Source organism: Burkholderia sp. Tr-20390, assembly GCF_017104595.1.
Classification (GTDB): Bacteria; Pseudomonadota; Gammaproteobacteria; order Burkholderiales; family Burkholderiaceae; genus Burkholderia.
Genome location: NZ_JAAGPC010000073.1, coordinates 1 through 24,341 on the forward strand (window position 1 = coordinate 1; position 24,341 = coordinate 24,341).

The 24,341-nt window shown below is 66.9% G+C and carries 22 protein-coding genes and 1 pseudogene; 11 read left to right on the forward strand and 12 right to left on the reverse strand.

Annotated features, from left to right (window positions below; genetic code table 11):
• The 3 genes and pseudogenes from G3N98_RS20575 to G3N98_RS20585 all read right to left on the reverse strand — a co-directional run.
• Positions 1-326 (reverse strand): annotated as a pseudogene (locus tag G3N98_RS20575) (sensor histidine kinase); the annotation flags it as partial.
• 135 nt (positions 327-461) lie between these two features.
• The gene (locus G3N98_RS20580) at positions 462-1,115 is read right to left on the reverse strand and encodes a FlhC family transcriptional regulator (protein WP_206149073.1); all 654 of its coding nucleotides are present in this window, start codon (positions 1,113-1,115) and stop codon (positions 462-464) included.
• Positions 1,112-1,435, reverse strand: coding sequence for a flagellar transcriptional regulator FlhD (locus G3N98_RS20585; RefSeq protein WP_039355302.1), 324 nt, complete (start codon positions 1,433-1,435; stop codon positions 1,112-1,114). Before G3N98_RS20585 ends, G3N98_RS20580 begins: the two co-directional genes overlap by 4 nt.
• A gap of 418 nt (positions 1,436-1,853) precedes the next feature.
• On the opposite strand from G3N98_RS20585, the gene G3N98_RS20590 reads away from it, so the two are divergent.
• Together G3N98_RS20590 and G3N98_RS20595 are read left to right on the forward strand one after the other, a co-directional pair.
• A complete protein-coding gene (locus tag G3N98_RS20590; RefSeq protein WP_089429985.1) occupies positions 1,854-2,483 on the forward strand; it encodes a response regulator transcription factor in 630 nt (209 codons plus the stop codon).
• Between the two features lie 90 nt (positions 2,484-2,573).
• Positions 2,574-4,289 (forward strand): ATP-binding protein, encoded by a 1,716-nt coding sequence (locus tag G3N98_RS20595; protein WP_206149074.1) that lies wholly within the window; start codon positions 2,574-2,576, stop codon positions 4,287-4,289.
• 101 nt (positions 4,290-4,390) lie between these two features.
• On the opposite strand, the gene G3N98_RS20600 is transcribed toward G3N98_RS20595, so the two are convergent.
• The 3 genes from G3N98_RS20600 to G3N98_RS20610 all read right to left on the reverse strand — a co-directional run bounded on the left by G3N98_RS20600 (position 4,391) and on the right by G3N98_RS20610 (position 6,702).
• Positions 4,391-5,425, reverse strand: coding sequence for an alpha/beta hydrolase (locus tag G3N98_RS20600; RefSeq protein ID WP_089433932.1), 1,035 nt, complete (start codon positions 5,423-5,425; stop codon positions 4,391-4,393).
• A gap of 57 nt (positions 5,426-5,482) precedes the next feature.
• Positions 5,483-5,908 (reverse strand): organic hydroperoxide resistance protein, encoded by a 426-nt coding sequence (locus G3N98_RS20605; RefSeq protein ID WP_046547194.1) that lies wholly within the window; start codon positions 5,906-5,908, stop codon positions 5,483-5,485.
• 227 nt (positions 5,909-6,135) lie between these two features.
• The gene (locus G3N98_RS20610) at positions 6,136-6,702 is read right to left on the reverse strand and encodes a TetR/AcrR family transcriptional regulator (RefSeq protein ID WP_089448963.1); all 567 of its coding nucleotides are present in this window, start codon (positions 6,700-6,702) and stop codon (positions 6,136-6,138) included.
• 289 nt (positions 6,703-6,991) lie between these two features.
• Here G3N98_RS20610 and G3N98_RS20615 point away from each other — a divergent pair, with 289 nt between their 5' ends.
• The 5 genes from G3N98_RS20615 (at position 6,992) to G3N98_RS20635 (ending at position 12,881) form a co-directional block, all read left to right on the forward strand.
• Positions 6,992-8,845, forward strand: a complete 1,854-nt coding sequence (locus G3N98_RS20615; protein ID WP_206149075.1) for an ABC transporter ATP-binding protein — start codon at positions 6,992-6,994, stop codon at positions 8,843-8,845.
• Between the two features lie 108 nt (positions 8,846-8,953).
• On the forward strand, positions 8,954-9,466 hold the full coding sequence (locus G3N98_RS20620; protein WP_206149076.1) for a DUF4262 domain-containing protein: 513 nt from the start codon (positions 8,954-8,956) through the stop codon (positions 9,464-9,466).
• 192 nt (positions 9,467-9,658) lie between these two features.
• Positions 9,659-10,831 carry a porin gene (locus tag G3N98_RS20625; RefSeq protein ID WP_206149077.1) on the forward strand — a complete coding sequence of 391 codons (1,173 nt, stop codon included), beginning with the start codon at positions 9,659-9,661 and terminating at the stop codon, positions 10,829-10,831.
• 120 nt (positions 10,832-10,951) lie between these two features.
• Positions 10,952-11,596: a glutathione S-transferase gene (locus tag G3N98_RS20630; protein ID WP_206149078.1), complete on the forward strand. Its 645-nt coding sequence runs from the start codon at positions 10,952-10,954 to the stop codon at positions 11,594-11,596.
• 133 nt (positions 11,597-11,729) lie between these two features.
• On the forward strand, positions 11,730-12,881 hold the full coding sequence (locus G3N98_RS20635) for an acyltransferase (RefSeq protein WP_206149079.1): 1,152 nt from the start codon (positions 11,730-11,732) through the stop codon (positions 12,879-12,881).
• A gap of 8 nt (positions 12,882-12,889) precedes the next feature.
• On the opposite strand, the gene G3N98_RS20640 is transcribed toward G3N98_RS20635, so the two are convergent.
• The 4 genes from G3N98_RS20640 to G3N98_RS20655 all read right to left on the reverse strand — a co-directional run bounded on the left by G3N98_RS20640 (position 12,890) and on the right by G3N98_RS20655 (position 16,032).
• Complete coding sequence (locus G3N98_RS20640; RefSeq protein ID WP_206149080.1) at positions 12,890-13,402, reverse strand: hypothetical protein; 513 nt, start codon at positions 13,400-13,402, stop codon at positions 12,890-12,892.
• Between the two features lie 214 nt (positions 13,403-13,616).
• Positions 13,617-14,072, reverse strand: coding sequence for a sodium:proline symporter (locus G3N98_RS20645; protein ID WP_206149081.1), 456 nt, complete (start codon positions 14,070-14,072; stop codon positions 13,617-13,619).
• Positions 14,073-14,190: 118 nt separating this feature from the next.
• Positions 14,191-14,859 (reverse strand): nitroreductase, encoded by a 669-nt coding sequence (locus G3N98_RS20650; protein ID WP_089430004.1) that lies wholly within the window; start codon positions 14,857-14,859, stop codon positions 14,191-14,193.
• A gap of 186 nt (positions 14,860-15,045) precedes the next feature.
• Positions 15,046-16,032: a LysR substrate-binding domain-containing protein gene (locus G3N98_RS20655; RefSeq protein WP_089476442.1), complete on the reverse strand. Its 987-nt coding sequence runs from the start codon at positions 16,030-16,032 to the stop codon at positions 15,046-15,048.
• Positions 16,033-16,089: 57 nt separating this feature from the next.
• On the opposite strand from G3N98_RS20655, the gene G3N98_RS20660 reads away from it, so the two are divergent.
• The 3 genes from G3N98_RS20660 (at position 16,090) to G3N98_RS20670 (ending at position 19,174) form a co-directional block, all read left to right on the forward strand.
• Positions 16,090-16,989, forward strand: coding sequence for a DMT family transporter (locus G3N98_RS20660; protein WP_089476443.1), 900 nt, complete (start codon positions 16,090-16,092; stop codon positions 16,987-16,989).
• Positions 16,990-17,629: 640 nt separating this feature from the next.
• Positions 17,630-18,784 carry a branched-chain amino acid ABC transporter substrate-binding protein gene (locus G3N98_RS20665; protein ID WP_206149082.1) on the forward strand — a complete coding sequence of 385 codons (1,155 nt, stop codon included), beginning with the start codon at positions 17,630-17,632 and terminating at the stop codon, positions 18,782-18,784.
• 87 nt (positions 18,785-18,871) lie between these two features.
• Positions 18,872-19,174, forward strand: coding sequence for a DNA-binding protein (locus G3N98_RS20670; RefSeq protein WP_089476445.1), 303 nt, complete (start codon positions 18,872-18,874; stop codon positions 19,172-19,174).
• 94 nt (positions 19,175-19,268) lie between these two features.
• On the opposite strand, the gene G3N98_RS20675 is transcribed toward G3N98_RS20670, so the two are convergent.
• The gene (locus G3N98_RS20675; RefSeq protein ID WP_089476446.1) at positions 19,269-22,328 is read right to left on the reverse strand and encodes an FAD-binding and (Fe-S)-binding domain-containing protein; all 3,060 of its coding nucleotides are present in this window, start codon (positions 22,326-22,328) and stop codon (positions 19,269-19,271) included.
• A gap of 153 nt (positions 22,329-22,481) precedes the next feature.
• Between G3N98_RS20675 and G3N98_RS20680 the strand changes: the two genes are divergently transcribed.
• A complete protein-coding gene (locus G3N98_RS20680) occupies positions 22,482-23,378 on the forward strand; it encodes a LysR substrate-binding domain-containing protein (protein ID WP_089476447.1) in 897 nt (298 codons plus the stop codon).
• 22 nt (positions 23,379-23,400) lie between these two features.
• Here G3N98_RS20680 and G3N98_RS20685 read toward each other — a convergent pair whose 3' ends face one another.
• Positions 23,401-24,252 (reverse strand): LysR substrate-binding domain-containing protein, encoded by an 852-nt coding sequence (locus G3N98_RS20685; protein WP_089476448.1) that lies wholly within the window; start codon positions 24,250-24,252, stop codon positions 23,401-23,403.
• Between the last annotated feature and the right edge of the window lie 89 nt (positions 24,253-24,341).

The following is a 24,341-nucleotide window of genomic DNA, read 5'->3' on the forward strand; positions in this document are numbered from 1 at the left end:
TCCTCCGCCCGCGTGAGGTCGTCTCGCAGCGCATCGAGCGCCTGGTCCGTGTGCGCGCGCGCATCGCGCACGGCCTGCGCTTCCTTGGCCGAATCGCGCCGCCGCAGCGCCAGCAACCGGTTGGCGGGCCAGCGTTCGGCCGAGATCCGGTTCGACGCGATCATCACGCACTCGACCAGCGCGAAATCGCGCAGGTCGAGCATCCCCCGCCGATACTGCCGATAGCTTTCCCACAGATTCGTGCCGCACGCGACTGCCGTCAGCATCACGACGAGCACGAAGCCGGCCCGCATTCGCTGCCGGATGGAGAGGCCGCGGAGGTTCACGATGCCGGCTCGATGCGCACCGGATGCGCGCAGCCTTCTCCATCGGACGAACGCGCCGCCCCGGCCGACGCGAGGTGCCGGCCGGCGTCATGCGCCGCGGACCGCGTGGGCCCTGCCGCGGCCGCCCTCGCCCCGCTAGATCGCACACCATTCTCCCGATGAATCGTCCACGGCGCTCCCGCTGCCGCGACAGGACGCGACGGCGACCTGTGCATCGTGCCGTCGCGCATGACGCGTGCCGGGCGCCACGCGCGGCGACGTCCCGACCGCGCGCTTGCCGGCACGCGCCGGCAGCCGGCAGGCGACGCACACGGGATGCCGGCGCAGCGCGTGGCGGTAGGTGATGAACGCCGCGCCGCAATCCCGGCATCGGGTGATGTCGAGCACGCCGGCATCGACGAAGCGCACCAGCATCCAGGCGCGTGTCAGGTCCAGCGGCAACGCGCGGCACGCGGCATCGCCCTGTTCGGCATACAGCGTATAGGCCTTGACGAGCGCCTCGAGTCGCGTGCAGCCCGCCTGGTTGCGCAGGAAGCGATAGATGCTGTGGAACAGCGATGCATGAAGGTTCGCGAACCACGTCATGTACCAGTCGATCGACGACGGCAGCAACCCCTTCGGCGCGGCCACGCCGCGCACTTCGCGATACAGCCGCACGAGCCGGTCGCGCGGCAATCCGCACTCGATCTCCAGCATCTGCAGCCGCGCGCCGAGCCGGATCAGCGCCGCCGCGTGCATCGTCAGCTGCGCGTCGTCCGCGAGGCCATGCCGCCCTGCCCGGCCGTTCATGATGTTTCCTCGTCGGGTAGCGCAAGGCCGGCCAGCACCATCGCGGTATGCACGCGCACGAGATCGACCGGCGGCGTCGCGCGGGTCAGTGCGGACAGCACACCGTACCGGCCCGGCCGCAATGCGCAGATCAACTGCCCCGCGGACGCGAGCTCGTTCATGTGCTTCATCGACAGCGCGGCCAGCGCGGCGGCGACATCGGCGGTCACACCCAGGCGGAACATGCCGGTTGCGCGATCCGACTGCAGCAGTCGCTGCGCAAGCCAGAGATAGGACATGTTCAGTTCCCACATTGCATCGCTGTCGTTGGCAACCTTCATCGTTCACCTCGATTCATGCGCGATCAGGATCAATGATTCATCGTCAAAATGCGTGCCGATAATCCGGTTATTACGAACCGTTAATTTTTTTCGTTCGGCATGAATAACCGAAATTCACGGTTGCCGAACGACGCACATCGTGTGCGTGCAGCGCGCCGTCATTCAATCCTGTAGAGGGCCGCTTGCTTCGTCGCTCGCCTCGCCGCGATGCCGGCGACGCATCGAATGGCGTGCCTGCATTCACCTGCATTGCGAACTGTCGTGATTGAGTCTCGGCGATATTCCGCTGAATGTAAATGCGACGTTAGACGCAAGACAGATGCAGGACAAAAGCGACTTTAGTATTAAGACTTTCGTCTTGTACAATCCGGTTCGTTCGTGTCGGCCCGACTCCGGATTCACTTATTCAAGCGTCCTCATGAAAATTCTGATCGTCGACGATCACGCGATCCTGCGGGATGGCGTGGAGATGCTGCTGCGCCAGGGTGACGACGACACGGTCGTCGTCCAGGCGAGCAGCGCCGATGATGCGGTGCGGCTGCTCGACGATCACACCGACCTCGACGCCATCGTGCTCGACCTGAAGCTGCAGGGCATGGACGGCCTCGACGCGCTCGCCGTCTTCGCGACGATGCGCCCGGGGCTCCCGGTCATCGTGCTGTCGTCGTCCGAGGATCCCGGCGCCGTGCGCAGCGCGTTCGCGCAGGGCGCGATGGGTTACGTGCCGAAGTCCGCCAGCCCGCGCACGCTGCTGTCCGCGATCCGGATCGCCCTCAACGGCGAACGCTACGTACCGCCGCTCGTGCTCGACGACCCCGCGCTGCAGCATCAGGACGGCGCCGCTGCAGCACGCGGTTCGATGCTGACGCAACGACAGATCGAAGTGCTGCGCTATCTCGCGGAAGGCGTGCCGAACAAGGTCATCGCCGACAAGCTGGGCCTCTCCGAAAAGACCATCAAGGCGCACATCACCGCGATCTTCAAGGCGCTGAACGTCATCAACCGCACCCAGGCAGCGGCAGCCGGCAGGAAGGCCGGCCTCATCTGATCCGACGGCTGCTCGCGTCGCGACATTGCCATGCCGGCGCGGAACGCCTAAATTTTCCTCATCTTCCCCGCCCGTTCGAGGAGCGTGCGCATGACGCATGTCGACGAGCCGCCCGACGCGCCGGCCGACCATGAAGTTCCGTTCGACCTCGCCGCCGACGTGATCGCGCGCTGGCAGCGCCTCGTCGACCTGATGGCGGAAATCGTCGGCGTGCCGGCCGGGCTGATCATGCGCAACGTCGGCCGCGACATCCAGGTGCTGGTGGCGAGCCGCAACACCGGCAATCCGTTCTATCCGGGCGAATCGGCCGAACTGCACGGCTCGGGGCTTTACTGCGAAGCGGTCATCGCGAGCGGCGATACGCTGGTCGTGCCGGATGCGCGGCAATCCGCGCAGTGGCGCAACAATCCGGACCTGCGCGTCAACATGGTCTCGTATCTCGGCCTGCCGATCCGCTGGCCCGACAACACGCCGTTCGGCACGATCTGCCTGCTCGACTGCAAGGAGAATGCGTATTCGGAGCGCTACATCCGGCTCGTCGAGGAATTCCGCGACCAGATCGAGATGCAGTTGCAACTGATCCGCGCGCAGCGGATCGCCGAACGCGAACGCCAGCGCGCCGCGCAGCTGGCCGAGAACTTCCGCCGGCAAAAGGATCTCGCGACGGAGGCCGTGCACGTCAAGTCGAGCTTTCTCGCGGCAGCGAGCCACGACCTGCGCCAGCCCGTCCACGCGTTGAGCCTGTTCGTCGGCGCGTTGCGGCACGTGCCGATGCCGGCCGACGGCACGCTGCTCGTCGATCGCATCGACCAGTCCGTCAACGCGATGGACGCGCTGTTCACCGCGATCCTCGACATCTCGCGGCTCGATGCGGGCGTCGTGCCCGTCCATCGCCGGCCGTTCGCGATCGGCGCGGTGCTGGAGCGCGTGTGCCGCGAAGTCGCCGCCGACGCGCACGGGAAAGGCTTGTCGCTGTCGTACGTGCGCAGCAACGCGGTGGTCGATTCCGATCCCGTGCTGATCGAGCGCATCGCGCGCAACCTGCTGTCGAATGCGGTGCGCTATACCGACACCGGACGCATCGTCGTCGGCTGCAGGCGCACGCGCCAGCACGTTCGCCTGCAATTCATCGACACCGGGCACGGCATTCCGGCCGACCAGCAGGCGCGCGTATTCGACGACTACTACCAGTTGCGCCGTCGCGGCGACGAGCCCGAACGGGGCGTCGGCCTCGGGCTGGCGATCGTGCGGCGCCTCGCGGGGCTGCTCGACTGTCCGCTGACGCTGCGCTCCGAACCCGGGCGGGGCTCATGCTTCGAACTGCAGTTGGTGCGGCTGGACACGGCCGTGCAGCCGGGCGCCGCCGCCGACGAGATCGCCGTCGACGAGACGACGGCCGCCGCGCACCTCGTGGTCGTGATCGACGACGAAAGCGCGATCCGCGCCGGCATGTCGATGCTGCTCGAGCGCTGGGGCTACCAGGTCGTCACGGCCGCGTCGGTCGATGACGCGATCGCGTGCCTGGCATCGTGCGAGGTCCGGCCGACCCTGCTGATCTGCGACCTGCACCTGCACGGCGACCAGAACGGCATCGCTGCGATCGCGCGCATTCGCGACGAGTACAACACGGCGATTCCCGCGATGCTGATCACGGGCGACACGACCGCGCGACGGCCCGGCCGGCTGAAGCACGGCGGGTTCGTGCTGCTGCACAAGCCGGTGCCGAGCGACAAGCTGCGCGCGGCGATGGCGCGCCTGCTGCATGCGCAGGCCCCCGGGCAGCAGCGCCGGGCCGACGCGGGATAGTCGGCGGCGCACTGGCGGCATGCAAAAACGGCGGGCATCTGCCCGCCGCCGAGTCGTCTCACGCGCACCGCGTCAAGCGCGGCGCGCGTGCGGCCCCCCGCTTACTTCAACCGCGTCGCGATCTCGTTCGCCATCGCCTTCGTCGCGGCTTTCGTCGGCGCATCCGTGGCCAGTGCGTTCAGCAGGCCGAAATCGTGGATGGTGCCGTCGTAGCGCGTGGTCGTCGCATCGACACCCGCCGCGTCGAGCTTGCGGCCATACGCTTCGCCTTCGTCACGCAGCACGTCGAACTGCGCGACCTGGATCAGCGCGGGCGGCAGGCCCTTCAACTGCGCGGTGCTCGCGCGCAGCGGCGACGCGTAGATCTCGTTGCGTTGCGCTTCGTTCTTCGTATAGGCGTCCCAGAACCACTTCATCATCGGCCGCGTCAGGAAGTGCCCTTGCTGATACGCGTTGTACGAACCCGTGTTGAAGTTGTGGTCCGTCACCGGCCACATCAGCCCCTGGAAGCGGATCGCGGGGCCGCCCTTGTCCTTCGCCATCAGCGCCACCACGGCCGCCATGTTCCCGCCGACGCTGTTGCCGACCACCGCGAGGCGGCTGCCGTCGACGCCGATCTCCGCGCCGTGCGCGGCCACCCACTTCGTCGCCGCATACGCCTGGTTGATCGCGACCGGGTAATGCGCTTCCGGCGACGGCGTGTAGTTCACGAACACCGCGACGGCGCCCGATTGCACGACGAGGTCGCGCACGAGGCGCTCGTGCGTCGGGAAATCGCCGAGCACCCAGCCGCCGCCGTGAATGAACACGAACACCGGCAGCGTGCCCGTCGCGCCCTGCGGGCGGACGATCGTGACCGGCACGGACAAGCCGTCCTGTTCGATCGTGCGGTTCGACACGTCGATGCCCGACAGGTCGACCTTCGTGCCGTTCTGCGCGTCGACCAGCACCTGGCGCGCCTTCGCGGGGCTCAGCGTTTCGAGGCCGGGGCCCTTCTGGCCGTTCAGCGCGGCGAGGAATGCGCTCGTCGTCGCATCGGGACCGACGGCTTCGGCGCCGGCGGCGAACGCGGCAGGTGCGGTGGACAGTGCGGCTGCCACGGCGGCAGCGATCAGCAGCGGCTTGACGATCTTCATGGTGCAACTCCTTGGTCGAATCTTTGAATGGCGATGGATGGTTGGCAGTGCGACTGATCAGACGAGCGTGAGCGTGACGTCGATGTTGCCGCGCGTCGCGTTCGAGTACGGGCAAACGACGTGTGCGCGGTCGATCAGCGTTTGCGCGACATCGCGATCGAGGCCCGGCAGCGAAATCTTCAGTTCGACTTCGATGCCGAAGCCGTTCGGGATCGCGCCGATGCCGACGCTGCCTTCGATCGCGGCGTCCGCGGGGATCGCGATCTTGTCGCGCGCGGCGACGAACTTCATCGCGCCGATGAAACACGCGCTGTAGCCGGCGGCGAACAGTTGCTCGGGGTTCGCGCCCGCACCGCCCGCGCCGCCGAGCTCGCGCGGCGTGGTCAGCTTCAGGTCGAGGCCGCTTTCGGGCACCGTCGCACGGCCGTCACGGCCGCCGGTGGCTTTTGCATGGGCGCGGTACAGCACTTTTTCGATCGACATGACAGACTCCTTTTTCAGCAAATGAATGAAACAACCCTCGAACCGGGGACCACGTGCCGGCGGCTTCTTCGCCGGCTTCGCAGTTGTTTATCTACTCATAGATAGACAAACATCCCCAAAAAATGCAGAGGATCGATTCCTCTGCGCCATTCATCTATCTACTACATGATAGATAACAAGATTCAATAAAAAGGCGGCGAACCGCCTCCCTGCTCGTGCGCCGCCCGTCAGGACCGCGCTTTCCAGACGGCCTCGACATCCTCGAGACGCGCCCGCGTATGAAACAGCCGGCTGGCCAGCACGCTGCCCTGGAACGCCGCGTACAACGTGCGCGCCGCCGTGTCCGGCTCGCCGCTGAACTGCAGCGTGCCTTCCTTCGCGCCTTGCGCCAGCAATTCCGCGAGCCAGCGCTCGTTGGCCGTGAAGAACGCCTGCACCGCCTGCCGCACGTTCTCCGGCAGCGTTTCGATGTCGGACGCGAGCATCCCGCACAGGCAGATCAGGTTGCCGTCGCCCAGCGTGCGGCCGAACATCTTCGTGTACAGACTCAGCTTCACGTCGGCCGGCAGCGCCGGATCGATCGCCCGCACGGCCGCGAGGACTTCGTCGCTGTAGGCCGCCACCGCTTCCAGCACCAGATCGTCCTTCGACGGGAAGTAGTAGTGGATGCTCGACGTCTTCACGCCCACCAGGTCGGACAGGTCCCGATAGCTGAAGCCGTTGTAACCGCGCTGCATCATCAGCGTGATTGCATGATCGAGAATCTGTTCGCGGACGGTCGGTTTCGTTTCCATGGATCGAACTTTATCTACTCATAGATAGACAGTCAAGGACTTTTTTAAGGGTGCGATGACCATGCCTGCGAGCCCGCCGCGCAATCACGACGCCGTTCGCCTGGCCGGGCGGCTTACAACCGGCCTGCAGCACGATCGAATCGATGCGACACTTCACGCCGGGCCACGCGAATCGCGGCGCGACGTCCATCGGCTGGACGGACGTGCCGGCACACGATGACCGCGTCGCATCCGGCCCCGGCATCATCGGCCCGCCCGCTGCGTCGGGCCGCACAAGGAGAACAAGTCGATGTTTTCGTGGTTTGAACGGCGCCTGCCGACTTTCCCGCTCGAAGATCCCGTCACGCCGCCGCGGGGTTTCTTCTCGTTCGTCGGGGCGTGCACGAAAGGCGCGCGCAGCTGGATCCTGCTGATCGCGCTGACGTCGGCCGCGCTGGCCGCGTACGAAGCCGCGCTGTTCGCGATGATGGGCCGCGTGGTCGACTGGCTCGCGTCCTCGACGCCGGCCGATTTCGGCGGCCGGCACTTCGGCACGCTCGCCGGGTTCGCGGCGATCCTCGCCGGCAGCGCGCTGCTGATCGCGCTGCATACGATGGTCAAGCACCAGGTGCTCGCGATCAACTTCCCGATGCGGCTGCGCTGGCTGTTTCACCGGCTGATGCTCGACCAGAGCCTGTCGTTCTACGCGAACGAGTTCGCGGGCCGCGTGACGACCAAGATCATGCAGACCGCGCTCGCGGTGCGCGATGCGCTGTTCATGTCGGTCGACGTCGTGATCGGCGTCGCCGCGTACCTGATCGGCATCCTCGCGCTCGCGGCCAGCTTCGACTGGCGGCTGATGATCCCGCTCGCGCTGTGGGCGCTCGGCTACGGCCTGGCGTGCGCGTATTTCGTGCCGCGCCTCGGTGCCGTCGGCAGCCGCCAGGCCGATGCGCGCGCGCTGATGACGGGCCGCATCACCGATGCGTATTCGAACATCACGACCGTCAAGCTGTTCTCGCACACGCGGCGCGAAGCCGACCACGCGCGCCGTGCGATGGAGGCGTTCAAGGCGACCGGCGACGCGCAGATGCGGCTCGTCAGCGCGTTCGAGGTCGTCAATCACCTGCTGTCGACGCTGCTGCTGGTCGGCTCGACCGGCCTCGCGCTGGTGCTGTGGATGCATGGCCAGGTGAGCGCGGGCGTCGTCGCGGCGGTGATCGCGATGGCGCTGCGCCTGTCGAGCTACTCGCACTGGATCATGTGGGAAATGACCGAGCTGTTCGAGAACGTCGGCACGATCCAGGACGGCATCAACACGCTGACGAAGGTGCACAGCGTGGTCGACGCGCCCGACGCGAAGCCGCTCGTGGTGCAGCGCGGCGGGATCGTGTTCGACAACGTGCAGTTCGCGCACGAGGACAACGATCGCGCGGTGTTCGACGGGCTGAACCTGACGATCCGGCCCGGCGAGCGGATCGGACTGATCGGCCGCTCGGGCGCCGGCAAGTCGACGCTCGTGAACCTGCTGCTGCGCTTCTACGACGTGGGCGGCGGCACGATCCGGATCGACGGGCAGGACATCGCGCACGTGACGCAGGACAGCCTGCGCGGCGCGATCGGGATGGTCACGCAGGATACGTCGCTGCTGCACCGGACGATGCGCGAGAACCTGCTGTACGGGCGCCCCGACGCGACCGAGCGCGAGATGCACGACGCAGCCGTGCGCGCGGAAGCGTCCGAGTTCATCGGCCGGCTGCGCGATCGCCATGGCCGAAGCGGCTACGACGTCGAGGTCGGCGAGCGCGGCGTGAAGCTGTCGGGCGGCCAGCGGCAGCGCGTCGCGATCGCGCGCGTGATGCTCAAGGACGCGCCGATCCTCGTGCTCGACGAGGCGACCAGCGCGCTCGATTCCGAAGTCGAAGTCGCGATCCAGCGCAGCCTCGACGACCTGATGAGCGGCAAGACGGTGATCGCGATCGCGCACCGGCTGTCGACCATCGCGGCGATGGACCGGCTGATCGTGCTCGACGAAGGGCGCATCGTCGAGGAAGGGACGCACCAGCAGTTGCTGCAGGCCGGTGGTATTTACGCGGCGCTGTGGGCGCACCAGAGCGGCGGGTTCCTCGGTGAGACGGCGGATGTGGAAAGCGCGGAGCAGTGAGCCGTGGCGGCATCGCGATCAGCGGCGGATTCGGCCGCGATCGCTTTGCCGTCAGCCGAACCTCGTCGCCCGGTATCCTGCCGCACGACGCAGATACAAGGAACCGTTATGACCACGCGACCGGATATCGCCACTGCGCTCGACGCGCCCGATTCGGTGCTCGAGGAAGACGAGCAGCGATTCGTGAACCAGATTCGCCGGCACGGATGGTTTCGCACGGAAGTGTTTGCAGAGGGAGACGATCCCGGGTTCTCGTTCACGACCGGGCTGTGGGTCAACCACGGTTTTCCGGAAATCATCGTGTTCTCGTTGCCGGCGCGCATCGTCCACGACGTGCTGTGGGACGTCTACCGGATGGTCGCGGCCGGTACGCCCCCTCCGGTCGGCGAAGTCACCGCATCCCTCTACTCCCATGCGAACGCGCTCCTCATGCCGGTCGAGAAAGCGCACTACGAAGCCCATCTCGGCTGGAATCGATGGTTCTACGGCAACGACGACTTCCCGTGCGTCCAGTTGCTGTGGCCCGACCGCAACGGGATCTTTCCGTGGCAGCCCGAAGCGGATGACACGTTGAATGCCGCACAGCCGCGGCTGTTCGCATCGGGCGACGCTTGCCACTGATCTGCGCACGGGATCGTGCGGCACGCCCGTCGCGATGCGCGGGTGGCCCGCCCGCGCCGCCCATTCGTTGCGCGCACACCCATCTCCGCGCCGCCTCATAACGATCCGAAAATTTATTGGTTCCCTCGACGATGCGCCGTCCGTATCGTTCACCGACTCGTCAGACCAATCGACCAACGGGGGAATCCAACAATGAAACAGATCCGTTCATTCGCACTGCTCGCGCTGCCGGCCGCGCTCTACGCCGCCGGCGCGCACGCACAAAGCAGCGTCACGCTGTACGGCATCGTCGATGCGGGCATCGCGTACGTGCACAACGCGCAGAACGCGAACGGCAGCAACGCGTCGAGCCTCGTCAAGTTCAGCAGCGGCAACCTGTCGGGCAGCCGCTGGGGGCTGCGCGGCACCGAGGATCTCGGCGGCGGCCTGGCCGCACTGTTCCAGCTCGAGAACGGCTTCAACATCGGCACGGGCGCGCTCGGCCAGGGCTCGCGCGAATTCGGCCGCAAGGCCGTCGTCGGCCTCGTGAGCAGCACGTACGGCACCGTGACGCTTGGCCGCCAGTACGATCCGGTCGTCGATCTCGTGCAGGGCCTCACGCAGGACAACTACTTCGGCGGCGTGTTCGCGACGCCGGGCGACCTCGACAACTACGACAACAGCCTGCGCGTCAGCAACTCGGTGAAGTACACGAGCCCGCTGATCTCGGGCTTCCAGTTCGAAGGCCTGTACGGCTTCGGCGGCGTGGCGGGCGCCACCGGCAGCGGCCGCACGTACAGCTTCGGCGCAAGCTACGCGAACGGCCCGCTGTCGCTCGGCGCCGGCTTCTTCTACGCGAACGGCGGCTCCACCGTCGCGAACGGCGTGCGCACGTGGTCGAGCAGCTCGGACACGCTGTTCAACACCGTGATCAACCAGGGCTTCTCGAGCGCGAAGTCGATCCAGATCGTGCGCGTGGCCGGCCAGTACGTGGCCGGGCCCGCCACCTTCGGCCTCGCGTATTCGAACACGCAGTACGGCGCGGACACGCTGTCGGCGTTCAGCCAGAACGCGAAGTTCAACAACGGCTCGGCGTTCTTCAACTGGCAGTTCTCGCCGGCGCTGCGCGCGGGCGTCGGCTACAACTACACGTCGCTGACGGGGCCGAGTTCCGCGCACTACAACCAGGTCAACCTCGGCGCGGACTACGCGCTGTCGAAACGCACCGACCTGTATGCACTGTTCGGCTACCAGAAGGCGAGCGGCAACACGCTCAACGCGAACGGCGCGGTCGTGAAGGCTGCCGCGTCGGTCGGCTCGTACGGCGTGAACTCCGGCACCGATACCCAGGAACTCGCGATCGTCGGGATTCGCCACAAGTTCTGAGCGCGTCGCCGCACGGCAACGACGACGACATCGACGACAGCCGGCAGGCGCGCACCGCGGTGCGCGCCTGTGGCGTTTACACTGTCGCGATCCCGTTCCGCACGACACCAGGAGGCCGGCATGCTGACCGTATGGGGGCGCCGCAATGCATTCAACGTCCAGAAGGTGATGTGGCTCGTCGACGAGCTCGCGCTTGCGCATCGGCACGTGCCGGCCGGCGGGCAGTTCGGCGTGCTCGACACGCCCGATTTCTTGGCGATGAACCCGCACGGGCGCATACCCGTGATCGACGATGGCGGCACGGTCGTCTGGGAATCGCACAGCATCCTGCGCTACCTCGCCGCGCGTTACGGACGCCCCGGCTTCTGGCACGACGACCCCGCCGAACAGTCGCGCGCCGACCGCTGGATGGACTGGTCGCAAACCACGTTGCAGCCGACGTTCCTGAACGGCGTGTTCCGGGGCTACTTCCGGACGCCGCCCGAGCAACGCGACACGGTGCGCGTCGAGCAAAGCATCGCGCAGTGCGCGCAGCACTTCCGGACGCTCGATGCGGCGCTGGCCGGGCAGCCGTTTCTCGCGGGTGATTCAATCACACTCGCCGACATCGCGGCCGGCACGCACCTGTATCGCTACTTCGAACTCGACATCGCACGGCCGGACCTCCCGCACGTGCAAGCGTGGTACGAGCGGCTGCAAGCACGGCCCGCGTATCGCACGCACGTGATGATTCCGTTCGACGATCTGCGCGGGCGGCTCGATTAGGCAATCGCGTATCGCGCCGGCAGCAGAACGGCTTGTAGGAAGGTTGTAATCACAACGGCGTATGTTGCCGACCTGTACGCCCGCCCGATGCATGCGACGCGGGTCATGACTGACCAATCCCACAGGCAAGGCAATGAGCGCTCAGGACATTGCAGTCAATGTCACGGCCCGGACGGACCAGGCGGTTGCCGCGCATCGCAACGCCGGCCTCGACGCATTGCGCGCCTGCCTGACGTTGCTGGTCGTGTTTCACCACTGCGCGATCACGTACGGTGCGCTCGGCGGGTGGTACTACCACGAGGTGGCCGCGGGGCCGTCGGTGGAATCCGCGCTGTTGACGCTCTTCTGCGCGATCAACCAGGCGTTCTTCATGGGCCTGTTCTTTTTCCTGGCGGGCTACCACACGCCACCATCCCTCGATCGCAAGGGCGCCCCCCGCTTTCTGGCTGACCGGTTTCTCAGGCTCGGCTTGCCGCTGCTGGTGTATGGGTTTCTGATCGGCCCCGCCACGATCGCACTGGCGCAGTCCGCTGCCGGGCACCCGTTTGAAGACACGCTCGGCCGCCTGTGGCGCCACGGCACGTTCGACAATGGCCCGATGTGGTTCGCCAAGGCTTTGCTGATTTTCAGTGCGGCTGCGGCACTCTGGAGCGCCGCGTTCGCGCGCACCGCGAGCCGGCCTGAGCAGCATCCTTTCCCCTCGGACAGGACCTTGGCCTCGGCGGCATGGCTGACCGGGATCGCGGCGCTGGCGTTGCGGTCGCGATGGCCGATAGGTGTCAACGTATGGGGGCTTCAGCTCGGGTATTTCGCCAGCTACGTCGTGCTGTACGCAGCAGGTTGCCGGGCAGCACGCGCACGCTGGCTCGAGCATCTTCCGCCACGGCAGGTCGACACATGGTGGCGCATCGCGCTGCTGACAATCCCTGTCCTGCCCGTCGCCTACCTTCTCGCGAAGCACGTTCCCGCATTGCATGGCCGTCCGGTTGACGTGGTGTACGCGTTCTGGGAGCCACTGGTCGCATGGGGCACGATACTGTTTCTCGCCAGCCGCTTTCAGCGACGCTTCACTCGACTGACGGGCGTGTGGCAGCCGCTGGCGCGACGCGCCTACACGATCTACATCATCCATCCGCCGGTGCTGGTCGGCGTTGCCCTCGCATGGCAGAACGTGCCGGCGGCCCCGTTCCTGAAGTTCGCCGCGACCGGCGGCATCGCATGCGTCGCGTGCTACCTGATCGCAGGACTGCTGCTTCGCGTGCCCAGGTTCGCATCGATCCTGTAACTGCTGCGTCAGCGTCGCCGCATTCCACCGAATCCGCTCCCGCCGCCGAACGGACGCATGCCGCCGAACCCGTGCCCGACAGTGCCGGCCGGAAACGCACCGTGGTGAAAACCGGCGCCGATCGGCACGCCGACGCGGTGATGGTCCACCCCGTTGAAGTGGACGACGTGATCGAAGTGGTGGAAATGATGGAAGTGGTGGAAGCGATCGACGAACACGAAGCCCACACCTGCGCCGATGAAAAGCGGCGGCCCCCAGTACCCCAGGTCCGCATACGGATAGTCCGCTGCCGGATACCATAAAACACTACCATCGGCGCTCTGCACGAACTGCCATGTGCCATCGTCCTGCAGGCACGCACGCCCGACGATTTGCTGCTCGGTGCCGTCGATGTTCGCTCGCGCGACGACCGCCCGGCAGTTCGTCGTCTCGTCCGCCAGATCGTCGTACGTTTGCGCAAAGACCGCCGCGGAACAGCCGAGACAGACGATACCTATCCCGGATCGAATCCAGTTGCACATGATCGGCTCCTGCCTGATTGCCCCCGACCACTCGATCGCGGGCGCCGCTGACGGCGCCCGGCAGATCGGATTGCTCGCGCACGATTCATCACGCGGCGCTCACGCGCCGCCGCATCGTGCAGGGTCTCCTGACGGCTAAACGATGCAGCGCGCGGGCTTATTCCAGGGGTCTGATGTGAATGATCGACGCAGGAACCGTCGATTGGCGCCCGGCCTAGCGCCTGGCGAAGCGGTAGGCAGCCGCTGCCGTGATCCCGAATACCAGATGGGCCACGAGTGTGATCGCGCCACGAACCGGAATGAACCACGGGAAGATCGCGGTGAACGCGTACAGGTTGACGCCGTACAGAATGAGGCCGAACGCGCCGCCCACGAAGAGCGAGGCCGCGAGCGACAGGTTGCGAATCAACTTCGCCAGCACAGCCGCGTAGACCAGCGACAGCACCAGATGCACGAGGGTCGCCACCGCCATGACGATCGGATCGAAGCCGGCGGACGCCCCGAGCATGCCGCGCCCCATCACGATGGCTGCCGTGAGGCGTGTGTCGCGCAGCAGGTTCCCGATCGCGTCGTCACCGACGATCGGCCAGAGCAGCAGCTCGATGACGGTCGAACCGACCGCCGCACCGAACGCTGCCCAGAGAACCGGGGCGACACTGGCTCGTTTCAATTGACGCTCCCGTCGCAACCGGCCGATGCATCGAAGCGACTTGCACCCCACCCGCTCCGGCGCCGGCCGCACAGCGCGTGCCGGTGAACCGGAACCCGAACCGGGCAGCCACGCAAGATTACGACGCCCCTTCGCAATCCGACCAGTAAGCGAAAGGATCGCGATGTTTCGGATAGTTCTCGTCCAGCCATTTCAGCAACGTCGCCCGCGCGTTGTCCATGTCGGCTTTCAACGACGAGGTCGTCAGTTCGTGCACTTCGATGGACTTTTCGCGATCGATCACGAAGCAGTTCCAGTCGGGGCCGTCGAGATCCGGATCGTCGGACGCCTTCGACGACTTGCCCCAGCCCAGTCCCTTGCGTGCGTCGATGTAGTACCGCGGATGCACTTTCAGGTACGACATTTCGCCGCCCTGCAGGCTGCTCTCCGCGCGCAGCACGTCGTGTCCGTCGACGATCTGCGTGACTTCCGGCAACCGGCGCGCTCGCCATCCGACGGGCAGCGTCGCGATGGCCTTGACGCTGTCGTACATCCCCCACTCCAGCCCCCACGCTTCGGCCATGCGCTTCATGAATGCGTTCGCATTCGGATAGCCGCGCAACTGGATCCGGGTCGACAGCGTGACTTCGATACCGCCGCGCCCGCCGGTGCCGGCGGATGCATCGTCCGCGCTCGCTTCGAACGGATTGCCCGGACGCGACGCGCGCGTCGCGTCCGTGGGCGCCATGCCCGAAAACAGCTGGTCGAGCGCGGCACGCGCTTTCGACGACTTGTCCGGCTTGTTCATTGTTGACCTCGCTTGCATCCGCACGGATGCATCCCTTTTCGAATCTCGTTCATCTCTCCACCTCATCGTTTTTCGCGGTCGCATTGTCGTCGATCCGGCGGCCCGAGCCTAGTGCCGCGTATCGCACAACGCTTTTTCGCTGCCACAGCTATCGTGGCGGGCCGACACGATACCCTATAGCCGGCACTAGCCGCCTGCCCCCACCGCCGCCCGCATCCGCTCCATCAACGCCAGCACCTCAGGCCGATTCTCCCCCTTCGCATGCACGAAGTAATACCTGAGCACCGAATCGACTTCGTGCGGGCTCACGCGCACGAGTTCGCTGCGCTTGAGATAGGCGTCGGCGAGCGGTACCCGCGCCAGCGCCACGCCGAGCCCGGCCTCGGCGGCGGCCAGCACGAGGTTGTAATCCTCGAAACGGCGATCCTGCGCGCGCGGCTTGAACGGCACGCCCAATGCATCGAACCACGTGCGCCAGCCAGTCACGTCGGAATCGTGCAGCAACGGCATGTCGAGCAACGCGGCATCGCCGCGCCGGCGGCGCGCCTTCGCCAGTTGCGCGGCGAGCCGCGGATGCGCAACCGGATAGAGCCGTTCCGGCATGAACGCACGGGTGTCGAGCTGACGCCAGTTGCCGCGCCCGTACCGGATCGACAGGTCTGCTTCGCCGCCGGCGATATCCACGTTGCGCAGATCGATGCCGAGTTCGATCCGCAATGCGGGCGCCTCGCTCTCGAGTGCATGCTGGCGCTCGAGCAGCCAGAGCTGCGCGAAGGCCGGCACCACGCTCATCCTGACCAGCCGCGGCGTACGCGGCGAGCGCCACTGATCGGCCGCACTGTCGATGATCGCGAACGCCTGCTCGATCCGGCCGACGAAGCGCTGGCCGTCCGGCGTCAGGCGCACACCGCGCGCATGGCGTTCGAACAACCGCAGGCCGAGCCAGTTTTCGACAGCGGCCACCCGCCGGCTGATCGCGCCGTGCGTCACGCCGGAGACATCGGCCGCGGCGAGGAACGAACCCTCGCGCGCGACCGTGCACACCGTCTCGAGACTCGCGAGCGGCGGCCGCGAACCCGGCGCCGGCGCTGCGGCGGGCGACGCCGCCGGTGCGCGCTTTGCGCGGGTTGAAGCGCCGGCCGGCCGCCGGCTCGAGCTGTGAATCATGGTCATATCTGCGTGCTGATCTGTGCGCTAGCTTAGCATCTTGCCACGCCTCATCATGGCCGCATGAACACGCTCTCCACCCCGTCGTCGCGCACTGCGCGGCAGCCGCTGATCGCGGCCGGCGCGGTCGCCTTCACGATCGTCTCGTGGGCGTCCGCTTTCCCGTTCATCCGGATCGGCCTGCATGGCCTGACACCGCTGCAACTCGCGGCGGCGCGCTTCGCCACGGCGGCCGTGCTGATCGTCGCGTGGCTCGCCGTGCGGCGGCCGCGCGTGCCGACCCGGGGCGACGCGCTGCGCTTCCTGCTGTGCGGCTTTCTCGGCATCGCGCTCTACAACGCGCTGCTCAATACCGGCGAGCAAACCGTCTCGGCCGGCGCGGCGAGCTTCATCGTGAACACGCTGCCGATCTTCACGGCGCTGCTGGCCTCGGTGTTTCTGGGCGAGCGCTTCAACCGCTGGGGCTGGCTCGGCTCGCTGGTCAGCCTCGCCGGCATCGCGGTGATCGCGCGCGGGCAGCCGGGCGGCCTCGTCCTCGGCGCCGGCAGCACGCTGATCCTCGGCGCGGCCCTGTGTTCGGCCAGCTATTTCGTGCTGCAGCGGCGGCTGATTCCGGTGTACGGCGCGCTGGCCTGCACCGCGTACACGCTGCTCGCCGGCGCGCTGCTGCTCACGCCGTGGCTGCCGGGCGCGCTCGTGGCGCTGGGCAGCGGGTCGCGCGACACCGCGCTGGCCGTGCTGATGCTCGGCATCTTCCCCGCCGCACTGGGTTACGCGACCTGGACCTTCGCACTCGGCTACTTCGGCGCGGCGCGCGCCGCCAACTTCCTCTACCTGACGCCGGCGGTCGCGACGGTCTTGTCGATGGTGCTGACGGGCGAGCGACCCGGCATCGAGACGGTGTGCGGCGGCCTGCTGGCGATTGCCGGCGTGATCTTCGTGGCGTTGCGCGGACGTTCTTAGGCTCGCAGCCGAATCGGGCCGGCCCGATCGCCCCGACGATCCGCAAGCGAGCCGGTCGGGACGAACCCCGGCATCTGCAAAGCGGAATGCATCGCGTGGGTCGCCTACCCGCGCCCGGTCGTCGACGCTGCCGGGCTCGACCGTTAGTTGCATTAAAACGAGGATATCGATCGCGATGAAGCATGGCCCCGCAACCGGATGCGCAATCGAAATCGTCCAAACTGTGCAGACAAATCGACCGAACAGTTCCGGATTGACCGTGCATCAGTGTCCATGGCTTCGTTCCACCCGCCGGCCGAATAATGGATGCGTTCGTAAGGCCGTCGACAGCGAATCGCAGCCTGTGGCCTGCCGCGGCGCACGATTTCCGGCATCCGGCGCCGTCGAATTTCGGGCGCTGGTCGCACTGCGCCCGCCCCGCTACGTGATTCGCTGCAGCGCGCAAAATCGGCTTCATATATATTCATACGAATTGCACCGTTTCAGGCCCCGATTCGCCCGTTCACCCGGGCGGCACGTCGCGGGGCAGGACGCGATGCAGTGAAGCCCATGATGGGTATGGAGACTCGTCCGATCGCCCCGACCTCGCCGTCGGCCGGTCGAGACGCCAATAGAAAGACATTCAAATCGGAGATGGCAGATGGAACGAAGCACTGTCGGCATGCGCTGCAAACCCCTGATCACCGTCGCACTGGCTGCCGCCGCATTCGCGGCCGCGTCGACCGCGATGGCCGACCAGGTCGTCAAGATCGGCAGCGTCGAACCGACGACGGGCGGCATCTCGCACCTCGGCAAGGACAACGAGAACGGTGCGCGCCTCGCGGTCGAGGAAATCAACGCGAAGGGTCTCACGATCGGCGGCAAGAAGATCACGCTGCAACTCGATGCACAGGATGACGCGGCCGACCCGCGCCAGGCTACCCAGGTCGCGCAGAAGCTCGTCGACGACAAGGTCGTCGCCGTCATCGGCCACCTGAACTCGGGCACGTCGATCCCGGCGTCGAAGATCTACAGCGACGCGGGCATCGTGCAGATCTCGCCGTCGGCCACGAACCCGACCTACACGCAGCAAGGCTTCAAGACGACCTACCGCGTGGTCGCGACCGACGCGCAGCAAGGCCCGGCGCTCGCGAGCTACGCGCAGTCGAAGGGCGTGAAGAGCGTGGCGGTGATCGACGATTCGACCGCATACGGCCAGGGCCTCGCGAACGAGTTCGAGAAGAAGGCGAAGGCGCTCGGCCTGAAGGTGCTGTCGCACGACGCGACCAACGACAAGGCGGTCGACTTCCGCGCGATCCTGACGAAGGTCAAGGGCGAGAACCCGGACGCGATCATGTACGGCGGCATGGACGCCACCGGCGGCCCGCTCGCGAAGCAGGCGAAGCAGCTCGGCCTGCGCGCGAAGATCCTGTCCGGCGACGGCGTGTGCACCGACTCGCTGGCCGAGCTGGCCGGCCCGGCGGCCGACAACGTGCTGTGCTCGCAGGCCGGCGCCGCGCTCGAGAAGATGCCGGGCGGCGCGGACTTCCTCGCGAAATACCAGAAGCGCTTCAACCAGGGCATCAAGTTCGATGCGCCGTTCGCGTATGACGCGGTCTACATCGCGGTCGACGCGATGAAGCGCGCGAATTCGACCGAGCCGGCGAAGATCCTCGCGGCGATGCCGGCGACGAAGTACGAAGGCGTGATCGGCACGACGACGTTCGATTCGAAGGGCGACCTGACGCACGGGATCATCTCGATCTACGGCTACAAGAGCGGCAAGAAGACCTTCCTCGACCAGGTGAAGATGTAACCCGACGCGGCGCCGGTGCGACGGGAACGCCACCCGTCGGCGCCGGCGCCGCGCGGGCCGAATTCTGATTCACGGAGACGAAGCATCATGTGTGCAATGGCGTATGCGGAATTTCAACAGGAGTTGAAGAAGGCACAGCTGACGGCGCGCGAGTTCGCCCGCCTGATCAAGATGAACGAAAGTTCGATCACGAACTATTCGAGCAAGGGCACGGTCCCGTCCCACCTCGCGGTCATCGCGAAACTGATCGGCACGATGGCGGCGCACGAGATCGATTTCCGGCGCGTGATCCGACAGATGCGGATCGAACCGAAACGGCCGCGCGGCGGCGGTGCGTTTCCTGCGGTGGAAAAACCACGTTCCAGAAAAACGGCGAAAGCCGACGCCTGAGCACAGGCATGCGTCGACAACGGCACGGGGCTTGCCGCTCGACGCTGAATCGAATGTCATCTCACGGGCAACGCGACACGCGACGCCCGACCAATCACCCCACCGCCCGCATGTGATCGAGCAGCGCCTGCAACGGGTGCCGCACCTGCTTCGACGACATCCGCTTCACCTGGCTGCGGCACGAATAGCCGGTCGCCAGCGCCTCGCCTTCGTCCTCCGGCCCGTCCACGTGTGACGCCCACGACTGCGCGTAGATCGTCTTCGACGTCGCGAGATTGCGCGCCTCGTGCCCGTAGGTACCCGACATCCCGCAGCACCCGGTCGCCTGGACCTTCAAGCGCAGCCCGCGCCGCGCGAATACCTGGGCCCATTGCTTGCCGCTGTCGGGCGCATTGGTCTTCTCGGTGCAGTGCGGCAGCAACCGGTACGACGTGGGCACGCCGCCGACACCGTCGCCAGTACCAGCCTCCGGCAACGCCTGCAGCAACCACTCCTGCGGCAGCGCAACTTTCGGCACATCGGTGAGCCCCGTCACCTTCAGGTACTCCTGCCGATACGTGAGCGTCATCGCCGGATCGAGGCCGACCAGCGCGACACCCGAGCGCGCCAGCGCGGCCAGCTGCGTCGCATTGCGGATCGCCGCCTGCTCGAACGCGCGCAGGAAGCCCTGCACATGCAGCGCCTTGCCGTTCGGCGCGAGCGGCGCGAGCCACACCTGGAAGCCCATACGCGCCGCCAGCTCGATCAGCGTCGCCAGTTGCTCGGTATCGAAATAGCGCGTGAAGGTGTCCTGCACGATGACGACGCTGCGTGCGCGCTGCGCGTCGCTCAACGCGGCGAGCGCCTGCGGATCGGCCGGCTTCACCTGCCATTGACGGATCACCGCCGCGAGATCGAAGCGGCTCAGCAGCGGGCTGTCGACCATGCCGACGTGCCGCTCCAGCACCGCGCGCACCCATCCCGAGCGCATCAGCCCGTTGTACAGCGCGGGCACCCGCGCCATCCACGGCATCGTGAATTCGAGCGAGCCGATCAGGTAGTCGCGCAGCGGCCGCAGGTAACGCTGGTGATACAGCTCGAGGAAGCGCGAGCGAAACTCCGGCACGTTCACCTTCACCGGGCACTGCCCCGCGCACGACTTGCACGCGAGGCACCCGGCCATCGCGTCGTACACCTCGTGCGAAAAATCGGCTTCGCCGCTGCGCGCCGCGCGGCTGTTGCGCCAGCGCGTGGCAAGACCGCCCAGGAACGGCTGCCGCGCACGCGCCGCCGCGACGACGTCGACGCCGGCCTGCCCTTGCAGGCGCAACCATTCGCGCATCAGCGACGCACGCCCCTTCGGCGATTGCACGCGTTCGCGCGTCGCCTTCCACGACGGGCACATTGCATCGTCCGGATCGAAGTTGTAGCACGCGCCGTTGCCGTTGCAGTGCATCGCGGTGCCGTAGCTCTGCCATACACGCTCGTCGATCTGCCGGTCGTGGTCGCCGCGCGTCGGCACTTCGTCGATCTTCAGCAGCCGCATCGTGTTCTCCGGCGGCGTCGCGATCTTGCCCGGGTTGAACTGGTTGTGCGGATCGAACGCGGCCTTCAGTTGCTGCAGCGACGGATACAGCTCGCCGAAGAACGCCGGCGCATATTCGGAGCGTACGCCCTTGCCGTGCTCGCCCCACAACAGGCCGCCGTGGCGCTGCGTGAGCGCCGCCACCGCATCCGACACGGGCCGCACCAGCGCCGCCTGCTTCGGGTCCTTCATGTCGAGCGCCGGCCGCACGTGCAACACGCCGGCATCGACGTGCCCGAACATCCCGTATTGCAGCCCGTGGCCGTCGAGCAGCGCGCGGAATTCGGCGATGTACGCGGCAAGGTTTTCGGGCGGCACCGCGGTGTCCTCGACGAACGGCTGCGGGCGCGCCTCGCCCTGCACGTTGCCGAGCAGGCCGACCGCGCGCTTGCGCATCGCATACACGCGCTTCACCGCGTCGTCGCCGGCCGCGAGCGTGTGGCCCAGGCGCTCCACGCTCGAATCGGTGCGCAGATGATCGACGAATGCGCGCACGCGTGCGTCGACGTCCTCCGCATCGTCGCCGCTGAATTCGATCAGGTTGATGCCAAGCGTCGGCCGGGCATCGTCCTGCGGGAAATACTCGGCCACGCTGCTCCACACGAAGTCCTTCATCGCCAGCATCAGCACCTTCGAGTCGACCGTCTCGATCGACAGCGGCTGGTGCGCGAGCAGCGCGCGCGCGTCGCGCAGCGCGTCCATGAAGCCCGCATAGCGCACGTTGACCAGCACCGAGACCTTCGGGATCGGCAGCACGTTGAGCTTCGCCTCGACGACGAAGCCGAGCGAGCCTTCCGCGCCGCACAGCACGCTGTTCAGGTTGAAGCGGCCGTCCGGTTCGCGCAGGTGCGCGAGGTCGTAGCCGGTCAGGCAGCGGTTGAGCTTCGGAAACTTCGCTTCGATCAGCGCCGCCTTGTCGTCGCTGATGCGCCGCGCGGTGCGGTAGACCTTGCCGATGCGGTCCTCGCGCGCGCAGCGGCGCTCGAGCTCGTCGTCCGCGAGTGCTTCGCTGTGCAGCTGCTCGCCGCCCATCAGCACGAAATCGAGCTCGAGCACGTGGTCGCGCGTCTTGCCGTACGTGCAGCTGCCCTGCCCGCTCGCGTCGGTGTTGATCATTCCGCCGACGGTCGCGCGGTTCGACGTCGACAGTTCCGGCGCGAAGAACAGCCCGTGCGGCTTCAGTGCCGCGTTGAGCTGATCCTTGACGACGCCCGCCTGCACGCGCACCCAGCGCTGCTCGACGTCGATTTCGAGGATCCGGTTCATGTTGCGCGACAGGTCGACCACCACGCCGTCGGTCAGCGACTGCCCGTTGGTGCCCGTGCCGCCGCCGCGCGCGGCCACCGCGACGTCGCGATGCGCGGGCTCGGCGAGCAGCCGTGCCAGCAGCCGGACGTCGTCCGCATGCGCGGGGCAGATCACCGCTTGCGGCAGACGCTGGTAGATCGAGTTGTCGGTGGCCTGCACCGTCCGGTTCGCATGGTCCGCGCGGATTTCCCCGGCGAATCCGGCGGCCCGCAGCGCGGCGAGAAAGTCACGGTACGCATGCGCGGGCGGGCTGGCGGGACGGGGCAACGAGGCGATCGACATGGGGCAAAAGCGGCAACGTGAGTGGAACCGGCCGGCTCGCATGGCCGAAACATGATTTTTTAGCAAGTTTCCACGCGACCGGGAATTCCAGTATCTTTGGATACTTCGCGAGAAACAAACGAATTCTGCTCCGGCGAATATTGCATAAAACTCATGAATTACCGTCGCCTCACCCCGTCGATGTCGCTGCTGCTGGTGTTCGAGGCCGCCGCGCGGCATGAAAGCTACACGCGCGCGGCCGAGGAGCTGTCGCTGAGCCAGAGCGCGATCAGCCGGCAGGTCCAGACGCTCGAGGATCAGCTCGGCGTGCCACTGTTCCGGCGCGAGGGCCGCTCGGTCAAGCTGACCGAAGTCGGGCGCCGCTACTTCAGCGAGCTGAGCGGCGCACTGGGGCGCATCCGCGGCGCGACGCTGCAGGCGATGTCGCACCAGGCGGGCGCCGGCACGCTGCGGCTCGCAACGCTGCCCACGTTCGGCTCGAAATGGCTGCTGCCGCACCTGCACGATTTCTACGCCGCGCATCCGGGCGTGACCGTGCACCTCCATTCGCGGATCGGCGGCATCGATTTCCTCAACGACGACCTCGATGCGGCCATCACCGTCGGCGCAGGCGACTGGCCGGGCCTGCACGCGCACCGGCTGTACAACGAGTTCCTGATCGCGATCGCGCCGCCGGACACGGGCAGCGCAAGCCGCCGCAAGGCCGACGCACGCACGCCGGCGTGGGCCGCCAAGCAGACGCTGCTCGGCGTGACGAGCAACCAGCAGGCGTGGGCGGAGTGGTTTTCGCACTTTCGGCTCGACCATCGGCAGATGCGCATCGGCCCGAGCTTCGAGCTCACGTCGCACCTGATCCAGGCGGTGCGGGCCGGGATGGGGATCGGGCTCGTGCCGAAGGTGCTGGTGGAAGACGAGCTGAGCCGCCACGAGCTCGTGTCGATCGGCGACGCGATCACCAGCCAGCGCAGCTACTACCTCGTCTACCCGCCGGGGAACGAGACGCTGCCGTCGCTCGTCGCCTTCCGCGAATGGCTGCTGAAATCCTGCTGAAACGCGGCCGGCGGCGGCCCGCTCAGGTGCGCCATTCGCCGAGAATCTGCTCGGCCAGGTAGTCGCACGGCGGGCGCGCGGACTGCGCGCTGCGCGCAAGCACGACCTCCATTTCACCGAGCGGCGGCAGCCCGTGGCTTTCCGACAGCTGCACGAGATGATCGGGAATGCAGCAGCGCGCCAGCGGCGCGACCGCGAGCCCGGCCTCCACCATGCTGAGCAGGCCGAGGTGGCTCGGGCTCTCGTACGACATCCGGTACGGGATCTTCCGCCGGTTCAGCGCCTTGACCGCGTGATCGCGCGCCGCGCTGCCGCCGTGCGTGAAAAAGGCCACCGGCAGCGGCCGCTCTTCCCACACATTGCGCTTCGGCGACCCGGCCCAGACGAGCGGCTCGAGCCGGATCAGCTCGCCGGTCACCCCCTTGATCCGCGTGAGGCACGCGAGGTCCACCGTGTTGTCCTTCAGCATCGGCACGAGCGCGCTGCTCGGCTGGCCGATCACGCGTATTTCCACGCGCGGATGCATCGCGGCGAACTTGCCGAGCACCTGCGGCAGCAGCGACGAAATGTAATCGTCGGGCACGCCGATCGTCACGCGGCCGCGGACCTCCGGGCGCACGACCGACGCCCAGGCCTCGTCGCGCATCGCCAGCATCCGGCGGCCGTATTCGGCGAGCATCGTGCCGTCGTCGGTCGGCGTCACGTTGCGCGTGTCGCGGATGAAGAGCGGCTTGCCGAGCGCGTCTTCCAGCGCCTTGATCTGCATGCTCACCGCCGACGGCGACCGGTGCACGGCCTGCGCGCCCTGCGCGAACGATCCGGATTCCGCGACGGCCACCACCATCGCGAGCACATCGAGGTCGAGCTTTTTCATCGTCTTCAGAAAAACTGATTAATCGATTCAGTTTATCCCGTTTTACTGTTCTCCTCCACGGTCGGACAATGCATCCCGTCAGCCCTTAC

Excerpts from the sequence above, each read along its gene's own strand:
- G3N98_RS20605 (WP_046547194.1), bottom strand. The coding sequence starts at position 5,908 with ATGTCGATCGAAAAAGTGCTGTACCGCGCCCATGCAAAAGCCACCGGC.
- G3N98_RS20595 (WP_206149074.1), top strand. The coding sequence starts at position 2,574 with ATGACGCATGTCGACGAGCCGCCCGACGCGCCGGCCGACCATGAAGTT.
- G3N98_RS20625 (WP_206149077.1), top strand. The coding sequence starts at position 9,659 with ATGAAACAGATCCGTTCATTCGCACTGCTCGCGCTGCCGGCCGCGCTC.
- G3N98_RS20680 (WP_089476447.1), top strand. The coding sequence starts at position 22,482 with ATGAATTACCGTCGCCTCACCCCGTCGATGTCGCTGCTGCTGGTGTTC.
- G3N98_RS20685 (WP_089476448.1), bottom strand. The coding sequence starts at position 24,252 with ATGAAAAAGCTCGACCTCGATGTGCTCGCGATGGTGGTGGCCGTCGCG.
- G3N98_RS20590 (WP_089429985.1), top strand. The coding sequence starts at position 1,854 with ATGAAAATTCTGATCGTCGACGATCACGCGATCCTGCGGGATGGCGTG.
- G3N98_RS20610 (WP_089448963.1), bottom strand. The coding sequence starts at position 6,702 with ATGGAAACGAAACCGACCGTCCGCGAACAGATTCTCGATCATGCAATC.
- G3N98_RS20655 (WP_089476442.1), bottom strand. The coding sequence starts at position 16,032 with ATGACCATGATTCACAGCTCGAGCCGGCGGCCGGCCGGCGCTTCAACC.
- G3N98_RS20650 (WP_089430004.1), bottom strand. The coding sequence starts at position 14,859 with ATGAACAAGCCGGACAAGTCGTCGAAAGCGCGTGCCGCGCTCGACCAG.
- G3N98_RS20585 (WP_039355302.1), bottom strand. The coding sequence starts at position 1,435 with ATGAAGGTTGCCAACGACAGCGATGCAATGTGGGAACTGAACATGTCC.
- G3N98_RS20635 (WP_206149079.1), top strand. The coding sequence starts at position 11,730 with ATGAGCGCTCAGGACATTGCAGTCAATGTCACGGCCCGGACGGACCAG.
- G3N98_RS20580 (WP_206149073.1), bottom strand. The coding sequence starts at position 1,115 with ATGAACGGCCGGGCAGGGCGGCATGGCCTCGCGGACGACGCGCAGCTG.
- G3N98_RS20620 (WP_206149076.1), top strand. The coding sequence starts at position 8,954 with ATGACCACGCGACCGGATATCGCCACTGCGCTCGACGCGCCCGATTCG.
- G3N98_RS20615 (WP_206149075.1), top strand. The coding sequence starts at position 6,992 with ATGTTTTCGTGGTTTGAACGGCGCCTGCCGACTTTCCCGCTCGAAGAT.
- G3N98_RS20600 (WP_089433932.1), bottom strand. The coding sequence starts at position 5,425 with ATGAAGATCGTCAAGCCGCTGCTGATCGCTGCCGCCGTGGCAGCCGCA.
- G3N98_RS20675 (WP_089476446.1), bottom strand. The coding sequence starts at position 22,328 with ATGTCGATCGCCTCGTTGCCCCGTCCCGCCAGCCCGCCCGCGCATGCG.
- G3N98_RS20660 (WP_089476443.1), top strand. The coding sequence starts at position 16,090 with ATGAACACGCTCTCCACCCCGTCGTCGCGCACTGCGCGGCAGCCGCTG.
- G3N98_RS20665 (WP_206149082.1), top strand. The coding sequence starts at position 17,630 with ATGGAACGAAGCACTGTCGGCATGCGCTGCAAACCCCTGATCACCGTC.
- G3N98_RS20670 (WP_089476445.1), top strand. The coding sequence starts at position 18,872 with ATGTGTGCAATGGCGTATGCGGAATTTCAACAGGAGTTGAAGAAGGCA.
- G3N98_RS20640 (WP_206149080.1), bottom strand. The coding sequence starts at position 13,402 with ATGTGCAACTGGATTCGATCCGGGATAGGTATCGTCTGTCTCGGCTGT.
- G3N98_RS20630 (WP_206149078.1), top strand. The coding sequence starts at position 10,952 with ATGCTGACCGTATGGGGGCGCCGCAATGCATTCAACGTCCAGAAGGTG.